The following is a 22,940-nucleotide window of genomic DNA, read 5'->3' as shown; positions in this document are numbered from 1 at the left end:
CATGAGCCCGTACGACCATTACTACGGACGCACCGCACACCTGGCGACTCTCGGGTTGCGTACCCGGATGCGTCGCCTCAACGCGGCGTCGATGCTCGCGTTGAGCGTCGTGCCGCTGCTGCTGCTTGCCAGTTCGATGGGGCCGCACGGCCCGGAGCGCTACGTGGCGGGCCTGGTGACCCTGGGCGGGATTGTGATGGCGTGGCGCTGGTGGCGGCTGCAATGGCCGAGCCGCACCGAGTCGTGGATGATCGTCGTCGTCGGCGCCCTCGGCATCATCGTCACGTGCCTGCTGCTGACCAGCCCGATGATCGGTCTGCTCGGCATGTCGATCTACGCGATGCTCACCAGCTACGCAGCTTTCCTGCACAGTCGGCGGGTATGGGCGTTGACTTTGGCGGTCGGCGAACTCGTCGTTCTGTATCTCTCGGTGCGCGTGGGGATGATCGACCTGCTGCTGGGCTTGGCCGGCGCGATCGTCGTCACTCTCGTCCTGACGTTTACGTCGCTGATGTGCCGGATGGCGGTGCGCCTCATCGACCCGGATGCCATGCGGCATCCGAACGAAATCGAGCCACTGACCGGGCTGCTCAATCGCGAGGCCTTCGACATCGCGGCGGCGACGATGTTCGGCGCGGCAAGCCGCCACGACGACCAGTACCTCGTCGTGGTGGCGGTGTCCATCGACGACATGGAACTGCTCACCCACATGGAAGGCATGCACGGCACGCTGAGCGCGCGGGTGGCCGTCGGCCGCGCACTGCATGAGACCATTCGGCACAAGGTGCCGCTCGCGCACGTCAGCGATACCGACTTCCTCATCGCAGACGTCTTCAAAACCAACGATCCCTCGCCGCTGGTCGGACGAATCCGGGGATCGATCAAAACCACCGAGATGCGGCTGACCACGAGCATCGGGTCGGTATGCAGCCCCCTGCGCACCGCGGCGGACCTGCCGGCCGAGGAGGTCGTCGACACGCTCGTGACATTGGCGACCCGGGCCATGCAGCAGTCCAGGGACGGCGGTGGCAACCGGGTCACCAGTGCCTACTACCCGACGCTGGCCTGCGGCGGCGAGGCGCCCGACTAACTGGCGGGTGTGCGAAAAACCCGTCGGCGCAATGCGCCGACGGGTCAGATGTCGGGGGTTGCTACTCGACCACGAAGACGGGGATCTGCCGGTCGGTCTTGGTCTGGTACTCGGCGTACGGCGGATACGCCTCGACGGCCAGCTTCCACCAATGCTCACGCTCGTCGCCGGTGAGCTCGCGTGCGGTCAACTGCACGACCTTGTCGCCATCCTGTGCCGTCACCGCCGGGTTGGCCTTGACGTTGAAGTACCACGAAGGATGTTCCGGCGCGCCGCCCTTCGACGCGACCATCGCGTACTTGCCGTTCTCTTCCACCCGCATCAGCGGCACGTACCGCTTCTTGCCGGACTTCGCGCCCGTCGTGGTGAACAGGACCACGGGGCGGTCGAGGATCTCGACGCCGTCGGTGGTGCCCTGTTTGAGGATCTGTTCGGTCTGTTCGCGTACCCATTCGGTGGGGCTCAGCTCGGCATCAGTCACGCCGATCGCAACATCAGGCCTTGGCGTGCTATTCCGCAGGCACCGGCGCGCGGTGATCGATGCGGTTGGATTCGATTGGTGCTGCAATGGTCCGATGGCCCAACACCAGGAAGTGCACGAGCCGACGCCCGCGGCTACCGGCGGTAAGCGGCGACCGGCGAGCCGCGACGAGGTGAAGGCGTTCGAGGTGGCCACGCGAGACCTCGCGGGTGTCGCGCTGCGCAGCATCGATCAGCTGGGCGATGACCTGTCGCTGCCGCAGTTCCGGCTGCTGCTCGTGGTCTACGAGAACGGGCCGTGCTCGTCGGTCGAGGTGGCCCGTGCGCTGGGCTTGGCTGCGTCGTCAGTTACCAGGCTGGCCGACCGGCTCACCGAATCCGGGCATCTGGTGCGCCGCGCCGACCCGGGCAACCGCACCGTGGTGATTCTTGATCTGTCGCCTTCCGGTCGGGCCTTGGCGCGCAAGGTGATTCGCCGCAGGCGTCGTGAGCTGGCGGCACTTCTGGAGCATCTTGACCCCGACGTGCGGGCGGTGTGCGCGCAGGGACTGCGTGATCTGCACGCACACGTGGGAGGCGAATACACCATCGGACGGCGCGGGCTCGTCCCGCTGTAGCGCGGCGACTGTCAGTCTTGTTCGGGCGGAATCACCCGCGCAGCCCGGCGTCAACGTCGTAGGTACCGCACCGACATGGTGCGTGGACGGCCGTCGACGAATCCCAGCGTGGTCGTCGCGTAGGGCGCCAAGGTACGACTGCGGGTCACCGCGCTCGACGCGACGTATTCGTTGTCGGGGTCGGTGCTTCCGGGCTGACGGATGTAGGGCCGGATCAAGCGGTACATGCCCGTGCGGGTTTCGTGCATCTGACCGAACGCGTCGGGGTACACCTGCGTTCGGGTGGCGAGCGTTTCGTCCTCGACGGCCGGCGGTCCCGCGCCGGGCGAACGCTGATCGAACGCGGTGGGGTCGAAGACCAGACCGTAGCCACGCGCTCGACCCACCATCCACAGCAGTGCGATATCGCTCAGATCGTGGTCCGGATAGCCCCCGCCGACATCGGAGTGCACGCCGGAGAACCACACCTGCTCCACCCGTTGATCTTTCGGCGGATCCGGCTGTTTGGCCCACAGTGTCGGCTGGAAGGGCCCGCGCTTCTCGTCGATGGCCAGCGCCTGGAAGGCCGCGTCGACGTAGCTGCTCAGCGCGGTGTCGTGAAACGCCCATCTCTCGTTGACGAGCTTGGCCAGACCGAATCCGCTCACTGGAATTCCCAGTGCGCCGACGGTGTCCCAGACGCCGATGAAACGGATCCGCGATTCGTAGGAGTACGAGCGGCGGAACAGTGTCGATTCGGTGCTGCGCGGGTGGGTCTTGCTGGTGCGGTCGCGATAGAGCGCGTACGCGTCGTCGATCCGGTTGGTGTGCTGCGGCCGCAGAATGCCGGCGTTACGGACGAAGCCGGCGGTGCTGCGCGCGGTGAAGGCGCCGCGGCTGAAGCCGAAGAAGAACAGTTCGTCACCCGGGGCGTAGTTCTCCACCAGGAACCGGTAGGCCTCGATGACGTTGTGCGACAGCCCGTATCCGAACGCGCCACCGATGACGCGCTCGCCGCGACCGGTGCCGACACCCAGGGAGTAGAAGACGCGCTGCTCGATTCCCTTGGCGTCGTGATCGGCCACCGCGAGGGCGATCTTGGTGACATTGGTCGGGGCCAGTTGATCGGGGGTGTTCCACGTGCCGTCGCAGCACACCACCAAACGTTTCGGCATGTCACTCCCTCGCCCGGATGGCCGACCGGTATCGAAGCAAGTTTGACTGTGCCAGAACGCAAATGATCGACATTCGGCGTCGGCCGTTTCCGAAGTCGTTGCGTGCGCAACCAGAACTCAGCGCAGGCGCAGCACCACTTTGCCCTTGGCGCTGCGGTTTTCCAGCGCGGCGATGGCGTCGCCCGCGCGCTCCAGCGGATAGACCTCGGGGGTCGGCGCCGCGATGGCGCCGTCGGCAAGCAGCGGTTGCAGCTCGGCCCACTGTTCGGCCAGGTAGCCCGGGTGGGTGAAGGTCCACGCGCCCCATCCGGCGCCGACCACGTCGACGTTGTTGAGGAGCAACCGGTTCACTTTCACGGTGGGGATTTCGCCACCGGTGAACCCGATGACCAGCAGTCGGCCTCCCACCGCCAACGAGCGCAGCGAGTCGGTGAACCGGTCACCGCCAACCGGATCGACGACGACGTCGACCCCGCGCCCGGCCGTGAGCTCCTTCACGGCGTCGCGGAAGCCGTCGGCCAGCACCACGTCGGAAGCCCCTGCCGCCCTGGCGATCTCGGCCTTCTCCTCGGTGGACACCACGGCGATGGTCCGTGCCGCGCCCAGCGCGGGTGCCAATCGCAGCGCCGCGGTGCCGATCCCGCCGGCCGCGCCGTGCACCAGAACGGTTTCCCCCGAGGCCAGCCGGCCTCTGGTGCGCAGCGCGAAATGCACGGTCATGTCGTTGAACAAGATGCCTGCCCCGGATTCGAACGACACCGAATCAGGCAGCGCGAACACCCGATCCGGCGGCAGCACAACCACTTCGGCCATCCCGCCGGACAGCATGGTCAGCCCGAGCACCCGGTCACCGGCCGCCACGTGCGCTCCCGCCGGGGCGCTGCGCACCACGCCTGCGACCTCGGCACCGGGGGTGAACGGCAGCTCCGGCTTGTATTGGTAGAGGCCGCGGGTCAGCAGCGCGTCGGGGAAAGCCACTCCGGCCGCATGAACGTCGACGACCACCCCGTCGCCCCCGGCCGGTTCGTCGATCTCGGCCAGCTGTACGGCCGACGGTCCATCGAGCCGGGTGATCTGTGCTGCGCGCATCGAGGCCTCATTTCTGTGTCGGGTCGGGCCCAATTCTGCGCCTGCCGCCCGCGGGGGTTCTCGTCCGGTCCGGAAAACCGCGACCACTCTCGACAGGTGTCAAGTTGGTGTCCTAGCATCAGCCGATGCTCACAGCCCGCGCCGCGGTCCTGCTCGACGCGGGAGCCGATCCGTGCCTGACCGACGTCCAGTTGCGCGAACCTGTGGGCGACGAGGTGCTGGTGCGCATCGATGCGGTCGGCATCTGTCACACCGACATCAGCGTCGCCGCCCGATTCCGCAAGGTGCCGATGGTATTCGGGCACGAAGGCGCCGGGACCGTGGTCGCGACGGGACCGCAGGCCGAACGCAGGGTCGGTGAGCAGGTGGTGCTCACGTTCGCGAGCTGCGGCGACTGCTCCAACTGTGCCGCCGACAGGCCGGCCTACTGCGATCACGCCACCGACCTCAACATGCGGGGTGGGCGTCGCGACGAGTCCAGCGCGCTGCGCCTCGATGGAGCGCCGATCACCGCAGGCTTTTTCGGCCAGTCCAGTTTCGCCACCCACGCCATCGCCCGCAGCCGCAATGCGGTGGCATTGCCGGAGCCGATCGATCCGGCCCTGGCGGCGCCGCTGGGCTGCAGTGTGCAGACCGGGGTGGGCGCGGTGCTCAACGTGCTCACGCCCGGCGCGGACGATTCACTCGTCGTCTTCGGCGCCGGAGCTGTGGGCCTGTCATCGGTCATGGCCGCCCGCATCGCCGGTTGCCGGACCATCGTCGCCGTCGACCCCATCGAGCAACGACGCACGCTGGCAACGGAATTGGGCGCCACCGCCACCATCGACCCGGCCAGCGTCGACGTTGCTGCCGCGGTGCTCGACGTCACCGGGGGAGCGGCAGCCGCGGTGGACACCACCGCACGGCCCGACGTGATCGCCACGGCGGTCGGGGTCCTGCGCACGCGCGGGTCCCTGGCGCTGCTCGGCCTCGGTGCGCTGACCGCCGAGCTGCCTGTCGCGCTCATCATGGGCAAGGGCCTGGCGGTGCGCGGAGTGGTCGAGGGCGACAGTGAACCGCAAACATTCATACCCCGGCTTGCGGAGCTGTATCGCCGCGGGGAGCTGCCGTTGGACAAGCTCGTGACGACCTACCCGTTCGACGACTTCGACCGGGCGTGGGCCGCTGCCAAGGCCGGTGATGTGGTCAAACCGGTACTGGTCACCGGCAGGTAGGCTGCCAGTTCAGTGCACTTCCGCAAGGCAACGACGCCGACGATCGGAGCATCGATGACCGCTGCAGCTCTTCCCCAGCTACCCCCGGGGCGTCCGCTGCAGGTCCGCGGCACCGACGGTGTCCGGCTGCATGCCCAGGTGTTCGGCCCGGCCGACGGTCAGCCGATCGTGCTGGCGCACGGCATCACCTGCGCCATCAAGGTGTGGGCGCACCAGATCGCCGACTTGGCCACCGACCACCGCGTCATCGCCTATGACCACCGTGGGCACGGCCGCAGCGAGACGCCGCGGGGGCGCCGCGGCTACAGCCTCAACCACCTGGCCGGCGATCTGGACGCGGTGCTGGACGCTGCCCTCGCACCGGGGGAGCGGGCGGTGATCGCCGGCCATTCGATGGGTGGCATCGCGATCAGTGCGTGGTCGCAGCGCTATCCGCACCGGGTGCGCCAGTGCGCTGCCGCGGTCGCGTTGATCAACACCACCACCGGAGACCTCCTGCGCGACGTGCAGCTCGCGCAGGTTCCCGCGCCGTTGAGTGCAACCCGGATCCTGGCGGCCGGAACCCTGCTCAAGACCTTCGGCGCGACGCCGGTGCCGCGCTTGGCTGACGGCCCCAACAAGCGGTTCGTGTCCTACCTGGCCGTGGGGCGCGACGCCGACCCGTGGGTCGCGCAGTGCGTCTACGAGTTGTTCGCCTCGACCCCGGCCGCGGGACGGGGCGGCTGGGCCCGCGTGCTGGTGGACAACCTCGGCTCGCAGCACATCTCGCTGCGCAACCTGGCGGTGCCCACCCTGGTGATCGGCAGTGCTCAGGACCGGTTGCTGCCGATCAACGCGTCCCGCCGGATCGCCGCGGACGCACCCAACCTGGCGGCGTTCATCGAGCTCACCGGCGGCCACTGCGCCATCTTGGAGCGCCCCGAGCAGGTCAACCAGCAGCTGCGTGTACTGGCCGACTCGGTGGCAACACACGAACGCGTCAGTTAGGGCGCGCGAGCGCCTCAGCGACCTCGGTGGCCGCGCGTTGCCCGGAGCGCACGGCGCCGTCGAGAAACCCCGTCCACCGGTCGGCCGTCTCGGTGCCGGCCCAGAAGATGCCGTCCACCGGTTTGCGCAGCCAGGGCCCGTAGGTGGTCCAGGACTTCGGCGGCACGGCCGCTGTCGGTCCGCCCGGGGCGAATTCTTCTGTGCCCCAACAGTGGTCGATATAGTCGATCGGTTTCAACGCGGCCTTGCCGAACAATGTGGCGAAGCCGGCGAGCGCCTGGTCGCGTCGTTCGTCGGCGGGCAGCGGGTCGAACGCGCGGGCGTCGGTGAACCCCAGCAGGATGCCGGGCCCGTCTTCGGGGCTGACGTCGAAGGTGATGAACACGGGCCCCTCGTCGGACAACGCCTCACCTGAGCAGCCGCCTGCCCGCCAGAACGGCTTGTCGTAGGCGGCATACGCCTTGCTCAACGTGCCCTGTGGCCAGTGCTTGGTCAGCTCCGTGTACTGCGTGGGCAGCGGCGGGTCGAACGTGATCTGTGCGCGATGCTGGGGTGCGATCGCCACGATCACCGCACGGGCCGACACCTGCCCTCCCGCGTGGCCGACCACGACGCCGCCGTCCGGTCGGCGCTCGATGCGCTGCACGGGCGTTCCGAGCGCGACGCGCTCACCCAGTCCCTCAGCCATCCGCAGCGCGATCTGCTGGGTGCCACCCGGGAAGCGGTCCTGCTGAGCACCGCCCTTGACGTCGAGCAATCGGCCCAACCCGCCGGCGGCTCTGATGTAGCGCACGGCATGCAGCATCGATACCTCATCCGGCTCGGCACCCCAGGTGACCCGGGACACGATCGCCATGAGATTGCGCGTCGAGGCGCCGGCGTGCACCGACCGCAGCCAGCGCTCCATGGTGATCTGGTCGAGTTTGCGGGCAGTGGCGCCGCTCCACGGTTCGGACACGCGGACCTGACGGCGCAGCCGCTCGAACCGCCATTGGATACGGGAGACGTCGACCAGCTCGATGATCGACAGTTTCGGGATGGTGCTGCGGTAGGACCGCACCTTGCCGTGCCAGCGGATCAGGTTCTTGCCGCGACAGTACGTCGGCACGGTCTCGCAACCCAGCTCGGCGGCCAGCTTCAGCACCGCGTCCTGCGTCGGGCCGACGAACGTGCCGCCCAGGTCCACCGGGACACCGGCGATGGTGGTGGTGGACGACCGGCCCCCGACCCTGTCGCGGCCCTCGAGCACCAGCACGTCGTGCCCGAGGCTCTCCAGTTGGCGGGCGGCCGCCAGCCCGGCGAATCCGGCCCCCACCACGACGACGTCGGCGTTGGTTGGGATGCTCATCTGACTAGGCTCTCACGCCATGCAGGTGCTGACGGCGTTGTTCGGGCCGACGGACGCGATCGAGCGGGCTCACGCACTCCGGGAAGCCGGTGCCAGCGGCGTTTTCACCTTCGAAGGCCCGCACGACGTGTTCGCACCGTTGACGTTGGCCTCGACCGTCGGTGACCTGGACCTGCTGACCAACGTCGCAATCGCGTTTCCGCGCAATCCCATTCAGCTGGCCCATCAGGCCGTCGACCATCAATTGCTCTCCGGCGGCCGATTCACCCTTGGGTTGGGCACGCAGATCCGGACCCAGATCGAAAAGCGCTACGGCACCGATTTCGACCGCCCGGTGGCCCGGATGACCGAACTCATCGCCGCGCTGCGAGCGATCTTCGAAGCCTGGCAGACGGGCGAACGGCTGAACTTTCACGGCGAGTTCTACCGGCACACGCTGATGACTCCCACGTTCACGCCGCGGGACAACCCCTACGGTCCGCCACCGATCTACGTGGGTGCGCTCGGGCCGCGGCTGACGCGGGCGACTGCCCAGTTCGCCGACGGGCTGCTGGTCATGCCGTTCGGTTCGCGACGGTTTCTGCACGACGTGACGCTGCCCGCAGTGCGGGACGGGCTGAGCGCCTCTGGTCGCGAACTCGCTGATTTCGCGGTGGTCCCGGAGATCATCGTGTCGGTAGGAGACGATCACGACGCGACGCGGCGGCTGCTGGCGTTCTACGGGTCGACGCCGGCGTATCGGCCCGTGCTCGACGTGCACGGCTGGGGCGACCTGCAACCCGAGCTCAATGCGCTGTCCAAGCAGGGCCGGTGGCAGGACATGGGTTCGCTGATCGATGACGACATGCTGCACACCATCGCCGCATGCGGTAGCCCGAGCGAGATCGCCACGCACATCCGCGACCGGGTGCGCGGGGTGTCCGATCGGGTGTGCCTGTATCAGCCCAGCCCCATCCCGGTCGATTCGCTGGCCGAGATCGTTGACGCACTCCGCACCTGAGGTCTTAATGTGGATGGTACGCAGCGGGACCAAAGGAGGTTCGCATGGCGGCCACAGAACCCGATTACACGGACGTGCTCATCATCGGGGCCGGTATCTCCGGTATCGGTGCGGCCTACCGCATCCATGAGAAGAACCCTCACCTGACATACGCGATTCTGGAGCGGCGCGCGCGCATCGGCGGCACCTGGGACCTGTTCCGCTATCCGGGAATCCGTTCCGACAGCGACATCTTCACGCTCAGCTTCCCGTACGAACCGTGGACGAGGCCCGAGACCGTCGCCGACGGTGCCGATATCCGCGACTACCTCACCGAAACCGCGCACAAACACGGCATCGACCGCCACATCCGGTTCAACACCCATGTGTTGTCGGCGGATTGGAACTCGTCGACCGACACCTGGACCGTGCAGGCGCAGCACGACGGGCAGACGCGGACCTACCGGGCGCGGTTCCTGTTCTTCGGCAGCGGCTACTACAACTACGACGAGCCATACACACCGGACTTTCCGGGAATCGATAACTTTCGCGGCGAGGTGGTGCACCCACAGTTCTGGCCGGAGGCCATCGACTACACCGATAAGCGGGTGGTGGTCATCGGCAGTGGCGCGACAGCGATCAGCCTGATACCGGTGCTGGCCCTGCGCGCCGCGCACGTCACCATGCTGCAGCGGTCTCCGACCTACATGTTGTCGATGCCGCGGATCGACCCGGTGGTCCAGCGGATCCGGAAGAGCCTGCCGCGCAGGGTGTCCCACCAGGTTGTGCGGTTCCGCAACGCGATGATCCAAGTGCTGCTGTACCTCATGTTCCGCAAGGCACCGGACTTCGGGCGCAGGCTGATCCGTAACCGCACCACCACCGCGTTGCCGGCCGGCTACCCCGTCGACGTGCATTTCAAGCCGCGGTACAACCCGTGGGATCAACGCATGTGCTTTGTGGTCGACGGTGACCTGTTCGAACAGATCAGTTCCGGACGCGCCGACGTGGTGACCGATCACATCGACCACGTGGACGCCGGCGGCATCGTATTGCGCTCAGGTGACCGCGTCGACGCCGACATCATCGTCACCGCAACGGGTTTACAGTTGCAGGCCCTCGGCGGCATCACCCTGAGCATCGACGGTACCGAGGTGAAGCCGACCGAGCGCTTCGTCTACAAGGAGTCCCTGCTCGAAGACGTACCCAACATGGCGTGGTGCATCGGATACACCAACGCGTCGTGGACGCTGCGCGCCGACATGACCGCCCGCGCCGTGGCGAAGTTGTTGGCCTACATGGATTCCCACGGGTATACGCACGCCTACCCGCACCGGGGACCGGGCCCCATGCAGGAGAAGCGGACCTGGGATCTGGAGGCTGGCTACATCCAGCGCTCCGAACATGCGCTACCTCGGTCGGGCACCAAGCGACCATGGCACGTTCGGCACAACTATGTGCTCGACGCCATCGACCACCGCTTCGACCGCATCGAGGAGTCGATGGTGTTCGGTCGTGCACCCGCTGTCGCCCAGACCAAGTCCGCGCCTGAGTCCGAGTCCGTCGCCTAGGCACCGCGAGCGTGCGTGTCTGCTGCCCAACACGCCGTATTCCAGCAGCACGTTGCGCACGCTCGTCACGGTATGCGGATGCGTATCCCGGAGCTCAACAGCTGCGTCGCTGACAATCCAAACGTGGCCTTGAAGCTGTCCGCGAGGTGCGACGGGCTGGCGAACCCGGAATCGGCGGCCGCCGTGGTCAGATCGTGACCGGCCGCCACGGCGGTACCCGCCAATATCAGCCGACTCCACATCCGGTAGCGCCGCAGGCTGGTGCCCATCTCACTGCGGAACAGGTGCAGGAAGCGCGATTCGGACAGCGCTGCGGTTGCTGCCAACTCGCGTGCTGACACTGTGGCGGCCGGGTCGTCCCGAATCTGCTTGGTCACCAGTGCAATCCGCGGATCGATCACGTGCAGCACGTCGGGCGTTGCCACCTCGAGCCAGTGGCGGGCGGACGCGTCGTCGTGTGGCGCGACCGTCAGTGCCTGTTGGTTCACGTGACCCACACCGATACGACCCCGGAGCGTGGCGAACTGCTGCCGGCACGACGCGCTGCGCGGTGAGCTGGGGTCGAGGTAACACGACACCATCGCGCCGTGCATCGACAGGTGATGAGTCAGCCGCGGCGGAATCAGCACGCTCCGGGCGACGGTGACGTTGCCCTCAACGGTGACGGTCAGCGGTGCGTCGACCCCGACGGCCAGACACCAGACCGACCCGGAATGCGGCTCGAGGCCAAGGCCGGGCCCGGAGTAGAGCGCCTGGCCCGGCCACAACCACACCGTCGGACAGCAGGTTTGTGGAAGCGCGAGAGCGGCGTCGGACGACATGCTGGACTCCTGGTCATTTCGAACAGGAGGCTACCGTGGTCGTGATCGTCGCCGTCGGCGTGTTCTTCGCAGGGATGGGGCTCTACGCCATGGCCGCCCCGACAGCGCTGCTGCGCCCGTTCGGTCTGGTGCCCGGGCAATCCACTGCCCGCGCCGAGGTGCGTGCGGTCTATGGCGGATTCGGCCTGGCGATGGCCGCCATCCTCGGCTATGCCGCCGTTACGTCGGGACAGCTGCGCACCGGGATCGTGATCACCGTGGCCGCCGCCCTGGCGGGAATGGCGTTGGGCCGCATCATCTCTGGGGTGATCGACGTGCGAACGTCGTTCTACCCCAACTGGTTCTACTGCCTGGTCGAGGCCGGCGCCGCTGCCGCGTTGATGTCGGTGGCCTAGTTCCCCCGCGAACAGACACCAAGGTCCCGTTATCCCGGCGTGTCGCGAACCTTTACGTCTGCTCGCGCAAGAAAACTAGGGGGCGACGGTCAGCCAGTCCGTGAAACCCGACGGGTCGTGGCGGCCCAACGCGCCGTGCTCGAACAGACCCCAGCCCTCCACGGGTGCACCGTTGCCTTCGGTGCACACCGCGCGGCCGACGTGGTCGATGACGCCGAACGCGGCTCTGCCGATGATCGCGGGGTCGGTCATGTCGTAGGTGAGCCGTTCGGTGAATCGGTCACCTTTCCACATGCCGTGCAGCCAGTCGACGTCACCGCCGTAGCCACCGCCCACGTGAATCGGCACGGGCAGTTTGGATTCCACCTCAAAACGGAGCGCCGCACCCGATTGATCAGTCGCGTCGATGGTGGCGCCGGTGGGGATGCGGGTGCCGGAGCGGTAGTGGATCTTCACGCGCGGCCAGCCGAGTTGCTCGACGCGCCCGTCCTTCCAGATCCGGGTGCAGTCGTTGAGCGAGCGGAAACCGTTGGGTTCTTCCTGAATGATGATGACGATCGAGAACTCGTCGAACGCGATGGGTACGTAGAGCCACCACATGCCCTCAAACGGCGGGTCAGCAGGCCGGCCTGCCGGCTCGGCCTCGCCGATCGGCCGGATTCCCCAGGAGCGGTCCCTGGAGCCGATCCACGTTGCCGGGTCGACGGCGATGTGCTCCCCGTCGATCTCCAGATGGCCGGTCCACGAACCCAATTGGGCGAATCGCTGCGCGTCGAGTGTGACGCGGTTGCCCTGCCGCATCAGATGCGGCTGCTCCTGGACGACGTCGAACAGTCCGTTCCAGGTGAGATCCGCTGCGATGCCGTCGGTTTCGTCGAGCACGATGCGCACCTGCTGCAGAGGCTCGGTGACCTCGACGCGGTAGCCGAGGACGTGCTGGTGCAACCGGTCCTGGTCGATGGCATCGGACAGATGGACCGCGGTTTGCGTGTCGCCGCGGCGCACCAGCAGATAGGCATCCTTGACCCCCAGGTTGGGGTAATAGCCGATGCCGGTGATGACGAAGATGTCGCCGGTGCGGTCGTGCGCGTTGAAGTACGAGCGGTCGTAGAAATTCCGGTCCGATGATCCGGGCCACGCGATGGGCTGGGGGATCTGGTGTACCGGGAATTCGTCCATGGGGCCGAGCACTATGGTGTCTCCTCGATCATGCGTTGCAGCAAAGGCCGGTGGTAGAACAGGGTTTCGACGTCGTCGGGTTTCTCCATCTCGCCGAAGTGCACGCGGCGCGCGCCGGTGCGCATGAAGACGCAGGCCCACACCACCCCGGAATAGACGTAGAACCATTTCAGGTCGCCGACCTCGACACCGCTGTACTCGCGATAGGTGGCGCGGACGTCTTCCTCACGCAGCACATCGGGCAGGCCGGGCAGGCCCGCCATGCCGCACAGCTCCTGGAAGACCATGTGCGCGTAGATGATCCACGCGACGTCGAATTCGCGCGGGCCCACGGTGGCCATCTCCCAATCGAGAACGGCAGCGGGTTGGAAATCCTGGTAGAGCACATTGCCGATGCGCGAGTCGCCCCAGACAAGTACAGATTCGCCTGCCGCGATGTCCTCGGGGAAGTGCTCTTCCAGCCAGTGCAGCGCCTGCTCGACCAGCGGTGACCGGCCGATGTCCGGTACGGCGAATTCGTACCAGTTCTTGAGCCAGCCGAAGTGCCTGCGCAGTGCGTTGTCTCCCGGCGGATCGGCCTCGATCAGGAAGTCAAAGGTCTTCTCTGCGTTGGGAATCGCGTGCAGCTGGGCCAGTACCTGCACGGTCGAGTCCTGCAGGGTCCGCTGCTGCTCGGCGGTGGCGTCGGCGAACCAGTTGTTGCCGAACGTGTAGGGCATGACGTCGGGCGGTACCACACCGTCGACGCGGTCCATCAGGAAGAACGGCCGCCCCAATACCTCGCCGGTCGGTTCCAGCCAGCGCACCACGGGTACGGGGACATCGGTCAGTTCGCGTGCCAGTCGCATCACCTCGAACTGGTCGCCCAGCCGATACGCCGAGAATACGGGCACGTCATCGTCGGTGGGCGCCACGCGGGCCACCCACTGGTGTTCTCTGGCTTCGCAGTCTTCGGTCCAGCGGCCTGTGAGAATGATTGTCTCCGAAGACATTCCGTTGGAGTCGACGCCGCTTTCCACGGTGATGTCCGGTGCCACGCCGCCGGGCATCACGGTGGCCAGCCACTCTGACATCACTGCGGGCAGATCGCTGGTGTCCCGACTGGACCGTTGCAGTCGGTCGACGTCCTCTACGGCCCGTTCAGCGGCCACAATCTTTTCCTTCCCGACGTAATTACGATACTGTGGGTAGCGTTATGAAAGCAGACCCGTCTTCGAATGGCAAGGTTTCCGGCGCCGGGCGCCCCCGCGACCCGCGCATCGACGCCGCCATACTGCGCGCCACGGCGGATCTGCTTGTGGAAATCGGCTATTCGAGCGTCACCATGGCCGCCGTTGCCGAGCGCGCGCAGACCACCAAGACCGCGCTGTATCGGAGGTGGTCGAGCAAAGCCGAGCTCGTGCACGAGGCCGCGTTCCCTGCCGCGCCGACTGCACTGGCCACCCCGGCGGGCGACATCGCCGCCGACGTGCGCGCCATGATCAGTGCCGCGCGCGACGTGTTCACCAGCCCCGTGGTGCGTGCCGCCCTGCCGGGCCTGGTCGCCGACGTGGCCGCCGACCCCGAGCTCAACGCCCGCGTGATGGCCCGCTTCACCGGGATGTTCGCCGCGGTGCGCGATCGGGTGGTCGACGGCATCGCCCGCGGTGAGGTGCACGCGGACGTCGACCCGGACCGGCTCGTGGAGATCATCGGTGGGGCCACCATGCTCAGAATGCTGTTGTGGCCGGGCAGCGACCTCGACGACGAATGGGTGGCCCAGACCACCGCGATCGTGGTGCACGGTGTGACCATCGGGCAGTGACTCTCGACCCTTTTGCGTCATGGTGAGGACAAACCTTCCAGGTGGCCGCGGCGCTGCATAGCCTGTGGCCACGTGACGCTTACTGCCTCCCGTTCAGCGGCCAAACCCACTGCGCGCACTGTCGCGTTGGGCAGCGCGGTCGGCACCACGATCGAGTGGTACGACTTTTATCTGTATGCCACGGCTGCCGCTTTGGTCTTCAAACCATTGTTCTTCCCGAACATCTCATCGACGGCGGGAACGCTGGCCTCGTTCGCGACCTATGCCGCGGGGTTCGGGGCCCGGCCGCTCGGCGCACTGATCTCCGGTCACTACGGAGACCGGTTGGGGCGCAAGACGGTTCTGGTCGCCGCGCTGGTGGGGATGGGACTGAGCACGTTCGCGATCGGGCTCCTGCCGACCTATGCCCAGGTCGGGCTGCTCGCCCCCGCACTGCTGGTGAGCCTGCGGTTGCTGCAGGGCCTGGCGGTCGGCGCGGAATGGGGCGGGGCGGCACTGCTCTCGGTGGAGCACGCACCGGCAGGGCGCCGCGGACTGTTCGGCAGCTTCACCCAATTGGGTTCGCCGGCAGGCATGTTGCTGTCGACTGGGGTCTTCTACGCAACGAGGACGATCACGGGCCCCTATGCCTTCCTCGGCTACGGCTGGCGGATCCCGTTCCTGCTGAGTGCCGTTCTCGTCGTGATCGGGCTGGTGATCCGGCTGAGACTCACCGACGCCGAGGTGTTCACGCGAGTCCGGGAGCGCGGCGAGGTGGTGCGGTTGCCGGTGCTGGAGGTGCTGCGTACCCAGCCGCGAAATGTGTTGATCACCACCGGGTTACGATTTTCGCAGATCGCGCTGTTCGTCCTGCTGACCACGTATTCATTGACCTATCTGCAGGATTCGTCGGCTGCGGGCAGCCAAGTCGGCTTGACCGCCGTGCTCATCTCGTCGGCCGTCGGCCTGATCAGCACGCCACTGTGGGCGATGTTGTCCGACCGCGTGGGGAGGCGGCCACCGTATCTGTTCGGCGCGGTGGCCGGCGTGCTGGCGCTGGTCCTGTTCTTCGTGGCGGCCGGCACCGGTTCTCACGTCGCCATCGTGCTGTCGATCGTGTTCGGGATCAACATCGCCCACGACGCCATGTACGGGCCGCAGGCCGCGTGGATCGGAGAACTGTTCGACACCCGGGTGCGCTACAGCGGGGCGTCGTTGGGGTATCAGATCGGTGCGGTGCTCTCGGGCGGTTTCGCACCGTTGGTCGCGGCGGCGCTGCTGGTCGCCGGCGGGGGCAGCCCGTGGCTCATCGTCGGGTATTTCGTGGTCCTCACCGCGATCACGTTTACGGCCGCCTACTTCGCACGGGAAACGCATCGGGACGAGATTGGGGACGCGCGATGAGCCGGATTTATCTCAACGCGTTCGACATGGCCTGTGTCGGACACCAGTCCGCGGGGCTGTGGCGGCACCCCGAGGACCAGGGCTACCGATACCGCGAACTCGGGTATTGGACAGAGCTGGCCCGCATCCTGGAGTCCGGGGGGTTCGACGCGTTGTTTCTCGCCGACGTGCTCGGGGTGTACGACGTCTATGGCGGTTCGCGGGACGCGGCAGTGGCCGACGCCGCACAGGTACCGGTCAACGATCCGACGCTGGCCGTGTCGGCCATGGCCGCGGTCACCGAGACGCTCGGTTTCGGAGTCACGGTGTCGCTGACCTACGAGCAGCCCTACGCACTCGCGCGTCGGTTCGCGACGCTGGATCACCTGACCGATGGCCGGGTGGCCTGGAACATCGTCACCTCCTACCTCGACAGCGCCGCCCGCAACCTCGGGCTGGACGCCCAGATCCCGCACGACGAGCGCTACGAGATCGCCGAGGAATACCTCGAGGTCTGCTACAAGCTGTGGGAGGCGTCGTGGGAACCGGACGCCGTCATCCGGGACCGCGAACGTGGCGTGTTCACCGATCCGGCGAAAGTCCACGACATCGAACACAAAGGTCGCTACTTCAGCGTCCCGGGTCCGTTCCTGTGCGAACCGTCCCCGCAGCGCACGCCCGTACTGTTCCAGGCGGGAGCCTCACCTCGAGGAGTCCGATTCGCCGCCGCCCACGCCGAGGCGGTCTTCGTGTCCGGCCCGACGCCCGAGATCGTCGCCAAGCCGGTCACAGCGCTGCGTGCCGCCGCGGCCGATCTCGGACGAGATCCCCAGTCCATCAAGGTTTTTACGATGCTGACCCCGATCGTGGCCGAAACTCATGAGGCGGCCGTCGCGAAGCTACACGACTACCGGCAGTACGTCAGTGCCGATGGGGCGCTGGCGCTGTTCGGCGGCTGGACCGGGGTGGACCTCGCCGAGCTCGGGCCCGACGAACCGCTGAAGTACGTCCAGACCGAGGCCAATCGTTCTGCGCTGGCATCGTTTACCACGTCGGACCGCAACTGGACGGCGGGGGAGTTGGCCCAGGAAGTCGGTCTCGGGGGCCGTGGCCCGGTCGTGGTGGGGTCGCCGACGGACGTGGCCGACGAACTCGAACGCTGGGTCGACGAGGCCGGCGTCGACGGATTCAATCTGGCCTACGTCACGACACCGGGGACTTTCGTCGACTTCGCCCGCCACGTCGTGCCCGAGTTGCGGCGTCGTGGCCGGGTTCCCGATCACAAGGAGCGGGGGACACTACGAGAGCGGCTCGGCGGCACCGGCCCGCTACTGTCCGCGGACCACCCTGGCGCGGCGTACCGGCCGCCGGCTTGGGGCTGACACGTTGACACGCCCCGTCACGCACGCACGACACTGGGATGATGAGCGAGCAACCGTTCCCCGCGGACTGGCAGATCGCACTCGTGCTGGTGCCACACCCGGACGATCCCGAGTACGGCATCGGCGCGGCCGTCGCCAAGTGGACTGATTCCGGCAAGACCGTGCATTACGCCCTGGCCTCCCGTGGCGAGAGGGGGATCGCCGGCATGCCGCCCGAACAGGCCGCGCCGTTACGGGAAGTGGAGCAGCGCCGGTCGGCGGCCCTCGTCGGGGTCAGTGACGTGGCGTTCTGGGACTTTCCGGACAGCGACATTCGCAACACCCCCGAGCTGCGGGCCAAGATCGCCACGACCATGGCGACCCTGCATCCCGACGTCGTCGTCACGATCTACAGCGGCCCGATCTGGGCTCCCGACGCGCCCAACCAACGGGACCACATCGAGTTCGCTCACGCGGTCGCGCAGGCGTACGACAGTCTGGTCGAGCCGCCTGCCTGGCTGTTCGAGAACGGGCCAGACCCGACGCACTACGAGCTGGTTGACGGCTACACCGATCGGGCCGTCGAATCGCTTGCCGCCCACGAGGTTTACCTGTCGGTGCTCGATCCGCACACGCCCGTCGTCGAACAGGCCCGCCGTCAAGTGGAGATGACCACGGCGGTCCGGGAGGCACTCGGCGGACACGCGGTCGAATTCATTCTCAAGCGACACCGCTGAGCGACCAGCCGGCCCGCCTACCATCTATGTGTGCGAGCCGTGGTGTATCCCGAGGTCGGCGTGCTGCCGACAGTTGTCGACGTGGCCGATCCGCTATGCCCTCCCGATGGTGTGATCGTCGAGGTGGCGGCGACCGGCGTGTGCCGTTCTGACTGGCATGCCTGGCGCGGTCATGATCCGGTCGCACTGCCGATCATTCCCGGGCACGAGTTCGCCGGGACCATTGCAGCGGTCGGCGCCGACGTCACCGGCTGGCAGGTAGGGGACCGTGTCACCGTGCCGTTCGTACTGGGTTGCGGGCATTGCGAGTTCTGCGTGGCCGGTGACGCCCAGGTGTGCCCGGACCAACTGCAGCCCGGGTTCACCCTGCCGGGCTCCTTTGCTCACCGGGTGGTTGTGCCCCGCGCGCAGCCCAACCTGGTGCGGCTGCCGGATACGGTGTCGTTCGTCGCGGCGGCAGCGCTGGGGTGCCGGTTCGCCACGTCGTTTCGTGCGGTCGTCACCCATGGCGCGGTGCAGCCGGGCCAATGGGTCGCGGTCCATGGCTGCGGTGGCGTCGGGCTGTCAGCGGTGATGATCGCGAAAGCGTTCGGCGCCAACGTCGTTGCCGTCGATCGCAGCACCGAAGCGCTCGCGACGGCCGCCGCGCTCGGCGCCGACGAACTGATCAACGGTTCCGAGATCGACGATGTCGCAACCGAAGTCATCCGTCGTACCGGGGGAGGTGCGCACATCGGTGTCGACGCCATCGGCCACCCCGCGGTCGCGGCGGCCTCGGTGTCCTCACTGCGCCGTCGCGGTCGCCACGTGCAGGTCGGTCTGTTGCTCGGCGACGCGGCGCAGACCGCTCTGCCGATGGACCGCGTGATCGCCCACGAGCTCGCGGTCCTCGGCTCGCACGGGATGCCCGCCGTGGACTATCCGGCGATGCTCGAGCTCCTCGCGACCGGTGCGCTCGACCCGGAACGGTTGGTGACCCGGGTGGTGGGACTCGACGAGGCCGGTGCGGCGCTGGCGGCCATGGATGCGCCGACGGGTCCCGGGATGACCATCATCGAACCCGGCCGGTCAGGGTGAGTCGTACCATCAGCCTGTGATCAGCGCTTCACAGACCAACGGCAGCGGCCACACTGTGCTGGCCGAGGTCGACAGCACCTCCTACCGGTCGCTGCGGCACCGCCCGGTGTCGCGTGCCGAGCGGTACGCGATCGGTAAGGGGCTGCGGAAACGAGTTCCGCGTCGCACGCTGGCAGATTGGGAGCTGCGCATCGGCCGACCTGACCCGGTCCAGCTGATCACGATCAGCCACGAAGGGCGCGTCGACCGGCTGATTCCGATCCGGGTCGGCCGCATGGTCGCGTCGCCGTACGGCTTTCTGCGCGGTTCGGCGGTGGTCATGGCCGAGGATGTCGCGCACCTCCCGAGCACCGGCATCAACCCGGTCGTCTGCGGTGACGCACATCTGGGCAATTTCGGGTTCTATGCGTCGCCGGAGCGGGATCTGGTCATCGATCTCAACGATTTCGACGAGGCCCATCCAGGTGGCTGGGAGTGGGACCTGCGCCGATTGGTGGCCAGCATCTGGGTCGCGGGCCGGCACAACGGCGCAACCGAAGAGCAGTGCGCTACCTCGGTACAGTCCTGTGTTGCGTCCTACCGCAAGCAGATTCGATGGCTGGCCGACCAGCCGCTGTTCGCGCGCTCTTTCCAGCGGATCGGCGCCGACGAACTGGCGGCCGAGGCCGGGGGCAAGCTGCAAGACGAGGTGAACCGCGCCGCCAAGCGGGCGCGCAACCGCACGAGTGACCGCGCCCTGCCCCGGTTCACCGAGGAGGTCGCGGGAACACGGCGGCTGGTGGAGGAGCCCCCGCTGATCACCCGGCTCTCCGAACCGGACGCCGACCAGCTCGCCGAAGCGCTTGACGAATACCTGTGCACCTTGGCCCCGCACTGGCGTCGCATGCTCGGTGGTTACACGCTCGTCGACGTCGCGCACAAGGTGGTCGGGGTCGGCAGTGTCGGATTGCGTGCGTACGTGGCGCTGCTCGAAGGGTCGACGCCTGACGACGTGATCTTCCTGCAGCTCAAACAAGCCCGCCGGTCGGTGCTCGCGCGGTACGTGCACGGTGAATCCGCATGGCACGCCCACCAGGGACAGCGGGTAGTGGAGTATCAGCAGGCGCTGCAGACGGTCAGCGATCCATTGCTGGGCTGGACAACCATGGACGGTCGGCAGTATTACGTGCGGCAGTTCCGCAACATGAAGGGCACCATTCCACTGGATGCCATCGACGCCGCCGCCCTCACCGACTACGCCGGCGTCGTCGGACAGTTGCTCGCGAAAGGCCATGCGCGCACCAGTGGCGCGTCGATGATCGCCGGCTACATGGGCTGCTCCGACCGGGTGGACCAGGCAATGTGCCTGTTCGCCCGGCGATATGCCGATCAGACCGAGGCCGACCATGCCGCACTGGTCGCCGCGGTGGACCGTGGGCTGCTGCCAGTGGAGCGCGGCGTCTGAATTGCGAGCTGGTTCCGTGAGAGCGGATCACAAGACGCAGTGTCGTTTTCGGGGGAGGCGGTCCGCAGTCACCGTAGAGGCTCACGGCGCTGAGTGAGAAGGAATTACACCGTAACTGCCGTGCCGACTACGTGTCGTAGTCGGCCGACAACGCTGCGTCGAAGCGCTTGACGGTTTCGTTCACGTCGGCAATTGTGTGGGCCGCCGAGACGTACCAGATGCCGCGGTATGCGACCCAGATGCCGGCGGCGATGAGATGCCTGGCGAGGCGGCTGTACCGGTCATGATCGATGGTTTGCAGCTGCGCGTAACGCGTGATGGCAGTGTTCTCGGCGTCGAATCGGGCGTGGAACGCCATCGGAAGACCTTGGAACCTGATGGGAATACCGCGTTGCTCCATCAGCGCGGTAAGAGAATCGATGAGCTCGGCGCCGACTGATTCGACATGTCGGTAGACGCTGCGATCCTCGAGCTCGTCGAGTGAGGCGAGGACGGCGGCCGTGGCAATGGTGTTGCCGTTGAAAGTGCCGGCATGAGTGAGGGCGCCGGTTGCGACGTCGGAAAACAGGTCTTCTTTACCAACCAGGGCCGCGCAGGGCCAGCCCGCGGCCATTGCTTTGCCGTAAACGGCGAGATCTGGTGTCACACCGAACCTTTCGGCGGCCCCGCCCAGCGATACCCGGAATCCGGATATGGTCTCGTCGAAGATCAGCACGATCCCCTTCTGAGTGCAGAGCCTGCGGACATGCTCCAGGTAGTTCGCGGTCGGTACGATGGCGCCGGCGTTGAGCATCATCGGCTCCATCACCACCCCGGCGATGGTCTCGCCGTGTCGGGCAAGCGCTTCGGTGAAGGCTTCCTCGTCGTTCCACTCGATGGTGATCGTGGCATCAAGGGCCTCATGCAGCTGGCCCAGACTGCCCGTTTGGACTTGCCCGCCGTCCGAACGGATTTGGATGTTGTCGAACCATCCGTGGTAGTGACCATGAAAACGCAGGATGTCGCGTCGTCCGGTGGCGTTGCGGGCAATTCGCATCGCGGCCTGAATCATCTCGCTGCTGGAGCTACCAAATCGCAGTCGATCGGCCCATGGCAGTACGGCGAGGATGCGTTCGGCGGCTTCGATCTCACGGCGATGGGTGGCCGCATAGATGATTCCTTCGCGTTGAGCGGACACGACCTTCTCCACTACACGTGGCGGGGCGTAGCCGAGGAAGTTGGGTCCTTGGCCGAGCAGATAGTCCAGATACTCCGTGCCGTCGGCATCCCACAGGCGGCAACCGCTGGCGCGTTCGACGATCAGGTGTGGGTTGAGCAACCGGGTGTTGCTGCTGACCCCTCCTGCCAATGTGCGCAGCGCGCGCTGCTGTAGATCTTGTTGATTCGACGTCGTGGCTGTCATCTGTTTCTCCTGTTTAGCTGATGCCATCTGGAAAGTAGAAATTGATTGCGTTGTGGCAGAAGATATTTCGTGAGTCAACTTCATCTAATGAGGCGAGGCTTTGAGTAGCCGCCGCCAGCACACGGTCGTAGTCGGCGGCCAGCTCGCACACCGGCCAGTCCGACCCGAACATCATTCGTTGTGCGCCGAACGCGCTGACCAGATGGTCGATGTACGGTTGGAGATCTGCCGGCGTCCACGTGGTCCAGGACGCTTCGGTAACCAGTCCCGAGAGTTTGCACCAGACGTTTGGATGTCCAGCCAGGGCTGTGATCCCGTTGGCCCAGTGGGCAGACCAGCCTGCGGCAATAGGAGGCTTGGCACCGTGGTCGACTACCAGGCGCAGTTCCGGATGCCGGTCGGCCAGGGTATCAGCGGCGGCTGCCTCTCGGTCCGTAATCTCAAGATCGAAGGCAAGATTGCGCGCAGTGATCGCCCGCATCGCGTCGTCGACGTCCGTACGTAGTAGCCAGCGTGGATCGGGTTCGTCGGCAACGCCGTGGCGTAAGCCGACCAGGCGATGGCCGCCGGGGCCCGCGCGGAGCGTGTCGATCTGATCGCCCACGTCGGATGCAGTCAGATCCACCCAGCCGACGACTCCGACGATGGCCGGTGTGTGGCTGGACAACTCGAGCAGTTCTCTGGTCTCGGCCATGTCGGCGCGGACTTGCACCACAATGGTTCTCGAAACGCCGTTGGCTCGCAGGTGCGGTTGTAGGTCCGCGAAGTCGTAGCGACGCCGCAGCGCTGCGAAATCACCTGTCATCCATGGATAAGAGCCGACTTCGGG

Annotated in this window: 22 protein-coding genes; 13 read left to right on the top strand and 9 right to left on the bottom strand. The window is 66.8% G+C overall.

The features are described from left to right. The first annotated feature begins 1 nt into the window (after position 1). The gene (locus A5784_RS19715) at positions 2 to 1,090 is read left to right on the top strand and encodes a nucleotidyl cyclase domain-containing protein (protein WP_064946585.1); all 1,089 of its coding nucleotides are present in this window, start codon (positions 2 to 4) and stop codon (positions 1,088 to 1,090) included. A 61-nt stretch (positions 1,091 to 1,151) separates the two neighbouring features. On the opposite strand, the gene A5784_RS19710 is transcribed toward A5784_RS19715, so the two are convergent. Beyond that, positions 1,152 to 1,571 carry a nitroreductase family deazaflavin-dependent oxidoreductase gene (locus A5784_RS19710; protein ID WP_064946584.1) on the bottom strand — a complete coding sequence of 140 codons (420 nt, stop codon included), beginning with the start codon at positions 1,569 to 1,571 and terminating at the stop codon, positions 1,152 to 1,154. 94 nt (positions 1,572 to 1,665) lie between these two features. Between A5784_RS19710 and A5784_RS19705 the strand changes: the two genes are divergently transcribed. Continuing rightward, complete coding sequence (locus tag A5784_RS19705) at positions 1,666 to 2,187, top strand: MarR family winged helix-turn-helix transcriptional regulator (RefSeq protein WP_082944949.1); 522 nt, start codon at positions 1,666 to 1,668, stop codon at positions 2,185 to 2,187. A 50-nt stretch (positions 2,188 to 2,237) separates the two neighbouring features. On the opposite strand, the gene A5784_RS19700 is transcribed toward A5784_RS19705, so the two are convergent. Beyond that, on the bottom strand, positions 2,238 to 3,341 hold the full coding sequence (locus A5784_RS19700) for a T6SS phospholipase effector Tle1-like catalytic domain-containing protein (protein WP_064946583.1): 1,104 nt from the start codon (positions 3,339 to 3,341) through the stop codon (positions 2,238 to 2,240). Between the two features lie 117 nt (positions 3,342 to 3,458). Beyond that, positions 3,459 to 4,430: an NADPH:quinone oxidoreductase family protein gene (locus tag A5784_RS19695; RefSeq protein WP_064946582.1), complete on the bottom strand. Its 972-nt coding sequence runs from the start codon at positions 4,428 to 4,430 to the stop codon at positions 3,459 to 3,461. A gap of 125 nt (positions 4,431 to 4,555) precedes the next feature. Here A5784_RS19695 and A5784_RS19690 point away from each other — a divergent pair, with 125 nt between their 5' ends. Both A5784_RS19690 and A5784_RS19685 read left to right on the top strand, forming a co-directional pair. Next, the gene (locus tag A5784_RS19690) at positions 4,556 to 5,644 is read left to right on the top strand and encodes an NAD(P)-dependent alcohol dehydrogenase (RefSeq protein WP_064946581.1); all 1,089 of its coding nucleotides are present in this window, start codon (positions 4,556 to 4,558) and stop codon (positions 5,642 to 5,644) included. A gap of 54 nt (positions 5,645 to 5,698) precedes the next feature. Next, positions 5,699 to 6,631 carry an alpha/beta fold hydrolase gene (locus A5784_RS19685; RefSeq protein ID WP_064946630.1) on the top strand — a complete coding sequence of 311 codons (933 nt, stop codon included), beginning with the start codon at positions 5,699 to 5,701 and terminating at the stop codon, positions 6,629 to 6,631. On the opposite strand, the gene A5784_RS19680 is transcribed toward A5784_RS19685, so the two are convergent. After that, on the bottom strand, positions 6,624 to 7,979 hold the full coding sequence (locus tag A5784_RS19680) for a flavin monoamine oxidase family protein (protein WP_064946580.1): 1,356 nt from the start codon (positions 7,977 to 7,979) through the stop codon (positions 6,624 to 6,626). The genes A5784_RS19685 and A5784_RS19680 overlap by 8 nt on opposite strands. Before the next feature lie 28 nt (positions 7,980 to 8,007). On the opposite strand from A5784_RS19680, the gene A5784_RS19675 reads away from it, so the two are divergent. Continuing rightward, positions 8,008 to 8,979 carry a TIGR03617 family F420-dependent LLM class oxidoreductase gene (locus A5784_RS19675; RefSeq protein WP_064946631.1) on the top strand — a complete coding sequence of 324 codons (972 nt, stop codon included), beginning with the start codon at positions 8,008 to 8,010 and terminating at the stop codon, positions 8,977 to 8,979. Between the two features lie 44 nt (positions 8,980 to 9,023). After that, on the top strand, positions 9,024 to 10,529 hold the full coding sequence (locus A5784_RS19670) for a flavin-containing monooxygenase (RefSeq protein WP_064946579.1): 1,506 nt from the start codon (positions 9,024 to 9,026) through the stop codon (positions 10,527 to 10,529). 65 nt (positions 10,530 to 10,594) lie between these two features. Here A5784_RS19670 and A5784_RS19665 read toward each other — a convergent pair whose 3' ends face one another. Beyond that, positions 10,595 to 11,350 carry an AraC family transcriptional regulator gene (locus A5784_RS19665; RefSeq protein ID WP_064946578.1) on the bottom strand — a complete coding sequence of 252 codons (756 nt, stop codon included), beginning with the start codon at positions 11,348 to 11,350 and terminating at the stop codon, positions 10,595 to 10,597. A 35-nt stretch (positions 11,351 to 11,385) separates the two neighbouring features. On the opposite strand from A5784_RS19665, the gene A5784_RS19660 reads away from it, so the two are divergent. Next, entirely contained in the window at positions 11,386 to 11,745 is a 360-nt protein-coding gene (locus A5784_RS19660; protein WP_064946577.1) for a DUF4345 family protein, read from the top strand. 75 nt (positions 11,746 to 11,820) lie between these two features. Here A5784_RS19660 and A5784_RS19655 read toward each other — a convergent pair whose 3' ends face one another. Both A5784_RS19655 and A5784_RS19650 read right to left on the bottom strand, forming a co-directional pair. Continuing rightward, on the bottom strand, positions 11,821 to 12,924 hold the full coding sequence (locus A5784_RS19655) for an Rv3169 family protein (protein ID WP_197514809.1): 1,104 nt from the start codon (positions 12,922 to 12,924) through the stop codon (positions 11,821 to 11,823). Positions 12,925 to 12,935: 11 nt separating this feature from the next. Continuing rightward, positions 12,936 to 14,075 carry a phosphotransferase family protein gene (locus A5784_RS19650; RefSeq protein ID WP_064946575.1) on the bottom strand — a complete coding sequence of 380 codons (1,140 nt, stop codon included), beginning with the start codon at positions 14,073 to 14,075 and terminating at the stop codon, positions 12,936 to 12,938. 44 nt (positions 14,076 to 14,119) lie between these two features. On the opposite strand from A5784_RS19650, the gene A5784_RS19645 reads away from it, so the two are divergent. From A5784_RS19645 to A5784_RS19620, 6 genes are all read left to right on the top strand, one after another. Further along, entirely contained in the window at positions 14,120 to 14,728 is a 609-nt protein-coding gene (locus A5784_RS19645; RefSeq protein WP_064946574.1) for a TetR/AcrR family transcriptional regulator, read from the top strand. 72 nt (positions 14,729 to 14,800) lie between these two features. Beyond that, a complete protein-coding gene (locus A5784_RS19640) occupies positions 14,801 to 16,111 on the top strand; it encodes an MFS transporter (protein WP_064946573.1) in 1,311 nt (436 codons plus the stop codon). Next, on the top strand, positions 16,108 to 17,472 hold the full coding sequence (locus A5784_RS19635; RefSeq protein ID WP_064946572.1) for an LLM class flavin-dependent oxidoreductase: 1,365 nt from the start codon (positions 16,108 to 16,110) through the stop codon (positions 17,470 to 17,472). Before A5784_RS19640 ends, A5784_RS19635 begins: the two co-directional genes overlap by 4 nt. A 41-nt stretch (positions 17,473 to 17,513) precedes the next feature. Then, positions 17,514 to 18,188, top strand: coding sequence for a PIG-L deacetylase family protein (locus A5784_RS19630; protein WP_064946629.1), 675 nt, complete (start codon positions 17,514 to 17,516; stop codon positions 18,186 to 18,188). A gap of 30 nt (positions 18,189 to 18,218) precedes the next feature. Next, positions 18,219 to 19,265, top strand: a complete 1,047-nt coding sequence (locus A5784_RS19625) for a zinc-dependent alcohol dehydrogenase family protein (RefSeq protein WP_064946571.1) — start codon at positions 18,219 to 18,221, stop codon at positions 19,263 to 19,265. Between the two features lie 16 nt (positions 19,266 to 19,281). Then, a complete protein-coding gene (locus A5784_RS19620; protein WP_502687523.1) occupies positions 19,282 to 20,709 on the top strand; it encodes a DUF2252 domain-containing protein in 1,428 nt (475 codons plus the stop codon). Positions 20,710 to 20,836: 127 nt separating this feature from the next. Here A5784_RS19620 and A5784_RS19615 read toward each other — a convergent pair whose 3' ends face one another. Beyond that, positions 20,837 to 22,195 carry an aspartate aminotransferase family protein gene (locus A5784_RS19615; RefSeq protein ID WP_082944948.1) on the bottom strand — a complete coding sequence of 453 codons (1,359 nt, stop codon included), beginning with the start codon at positions 22,193 to 22,195 and terminating at the stop codon, positions 20,837 to 20,839. Beyond that, on the bottom strand, positions 22,125 to 22,916 hold the full coding sequence (locus A5784_RS19610; RefSeq protein WP_232006153.1) for an amidohydrolase family protein: 792 nt from the start codon (positions 22,914 to 22,916) through the stop codon (positions 22,125 to 22,127). Before A5784_RS19610 ends, A5784_RS19615 begins: the two co-directional genes overlap by 71 nt. Positions 22,917 to 22,940: the final 24 nt, after the last annotated feature.

Origin of the sequence: Mycobacterium sp. 852013-50091_SCH5140682, from assembly GCF_001665685.1 — a bacterium.
In the GTDB taxonomy this organism is placed as follows: domain Bacteria; phylum Actinomycetota; class Actinomycetes; order Mycobacteriales; family Mycobacteriaceae; genus Mycobacterium.
Note: the sequence above shows the minus strand (reverse complement) of the source record. Positions and strands in the feature narration are given on the sequence as shown.

Bases quoted from the DNA above. Each gene is read 5' to 3' on its own strand.
- A5784_RS19680 (WP_064946580.1), bottom strand. From the start codon at position 7,979: ATGAGCATCCCAACCAACGCCGACGTCGTCGTGGTGGGGGCCGGATTC.
- A5784_RS19685 (WP_064946630.1), top strand. From the start codon at position 5,699: ATGACCGCTGCAGCTCTTCCCCAGCTACCCCCGGGGCGTCCGCTGCAG.
- A5784_RS19645 (WP_064946574.1), top strand. From the start codon at position 14,120: ATGAAAGCAGACCCGTCTTCGAATGGCAAGGTTTCCGGCGCCGGGCGC.
- A5784_RS19655 (WP_197514809.1), bottom strand. From the start codon at position 12,924: ATGGACGAATTCCCGGTACACCAGATCCCCCAGCCCATCGCGTGGCCC.
- A5784_RS19695 (WP_064946582.1), bottom strand. From the start codon at position 4,430: ATGCGCGCAGCACAGATCACCCGGCTCGATGGACCGTCGGCCGTACAG.
- A5784_RS19630 (WP_064946629.1), top strand. From the start codon at position 17,514: ATGAGCGAGCAACCGTTCCCCGCGGACTGGCAGATCGCACTCGTGCTG.
- A5784_RS19705 (WP_082944949.1), top strand. From the start codon at position 1,666: ATGGCCCAACACCAGGAAGTGCACGAGCCGACGCCCGCGGCTACCGGC.
- A5784_RS19615 (WP_082944948.1), bottom strand. From the start codon at position 22,195: ATGAAGTTGACTCACGAAATATCTTCTGCCACAACGCAATCAATTTCT.
- A5784_RS19610 (WP_232006153.1), bottom strand. From the start codon at position 22,916: ATGACAGGTGATTTCGCAGCGCTGCGGCGTCGCTACGACTTCGCGGAC.
- A5784_RS19690 (WP_064946581.1), top strand. From the start codon at position 4,556: ATGCTCACAGCCCGCGCCGCGGTCCTGCTCGACGCGGGAGCCGATCCG.
- A5784_RS19665 (WP_064946578.1), bottom strand. From the start codon at position 11,350: ATGTCGTCCGACGCCGCTCTCGCGCTTCCACAAACCTGCTGTCCGACG.
- A5784_RS19670 (WP_064946579.1), top strand. From the start codon at position 9,024: ATGGCGGCCACAGAACCCGATTACACGGACGTGCTCATCATCGGGGCC.
- A5784_RS19635 (WP_064946572.1), top strand. From the start codon at position 16,108: ATGAGCCGGATTTATCTCAACGCGTTCGACATGGCCTGTGTCGGACAC.
- A5784_RS19700 (WP_064946583.1), bottom strand. From the start codon at position 3,341: ATGCCGAAACGTTTGGTGGTGTGCTGCGACGGCACGTGGAACACCCCC.
- A5784_RS19715 (WP_064946585.1), top strand. From the start codon at position 2: ATGAGCCCGTACGACCATTACTACGGACGCACCGCACACCTGGCGACT.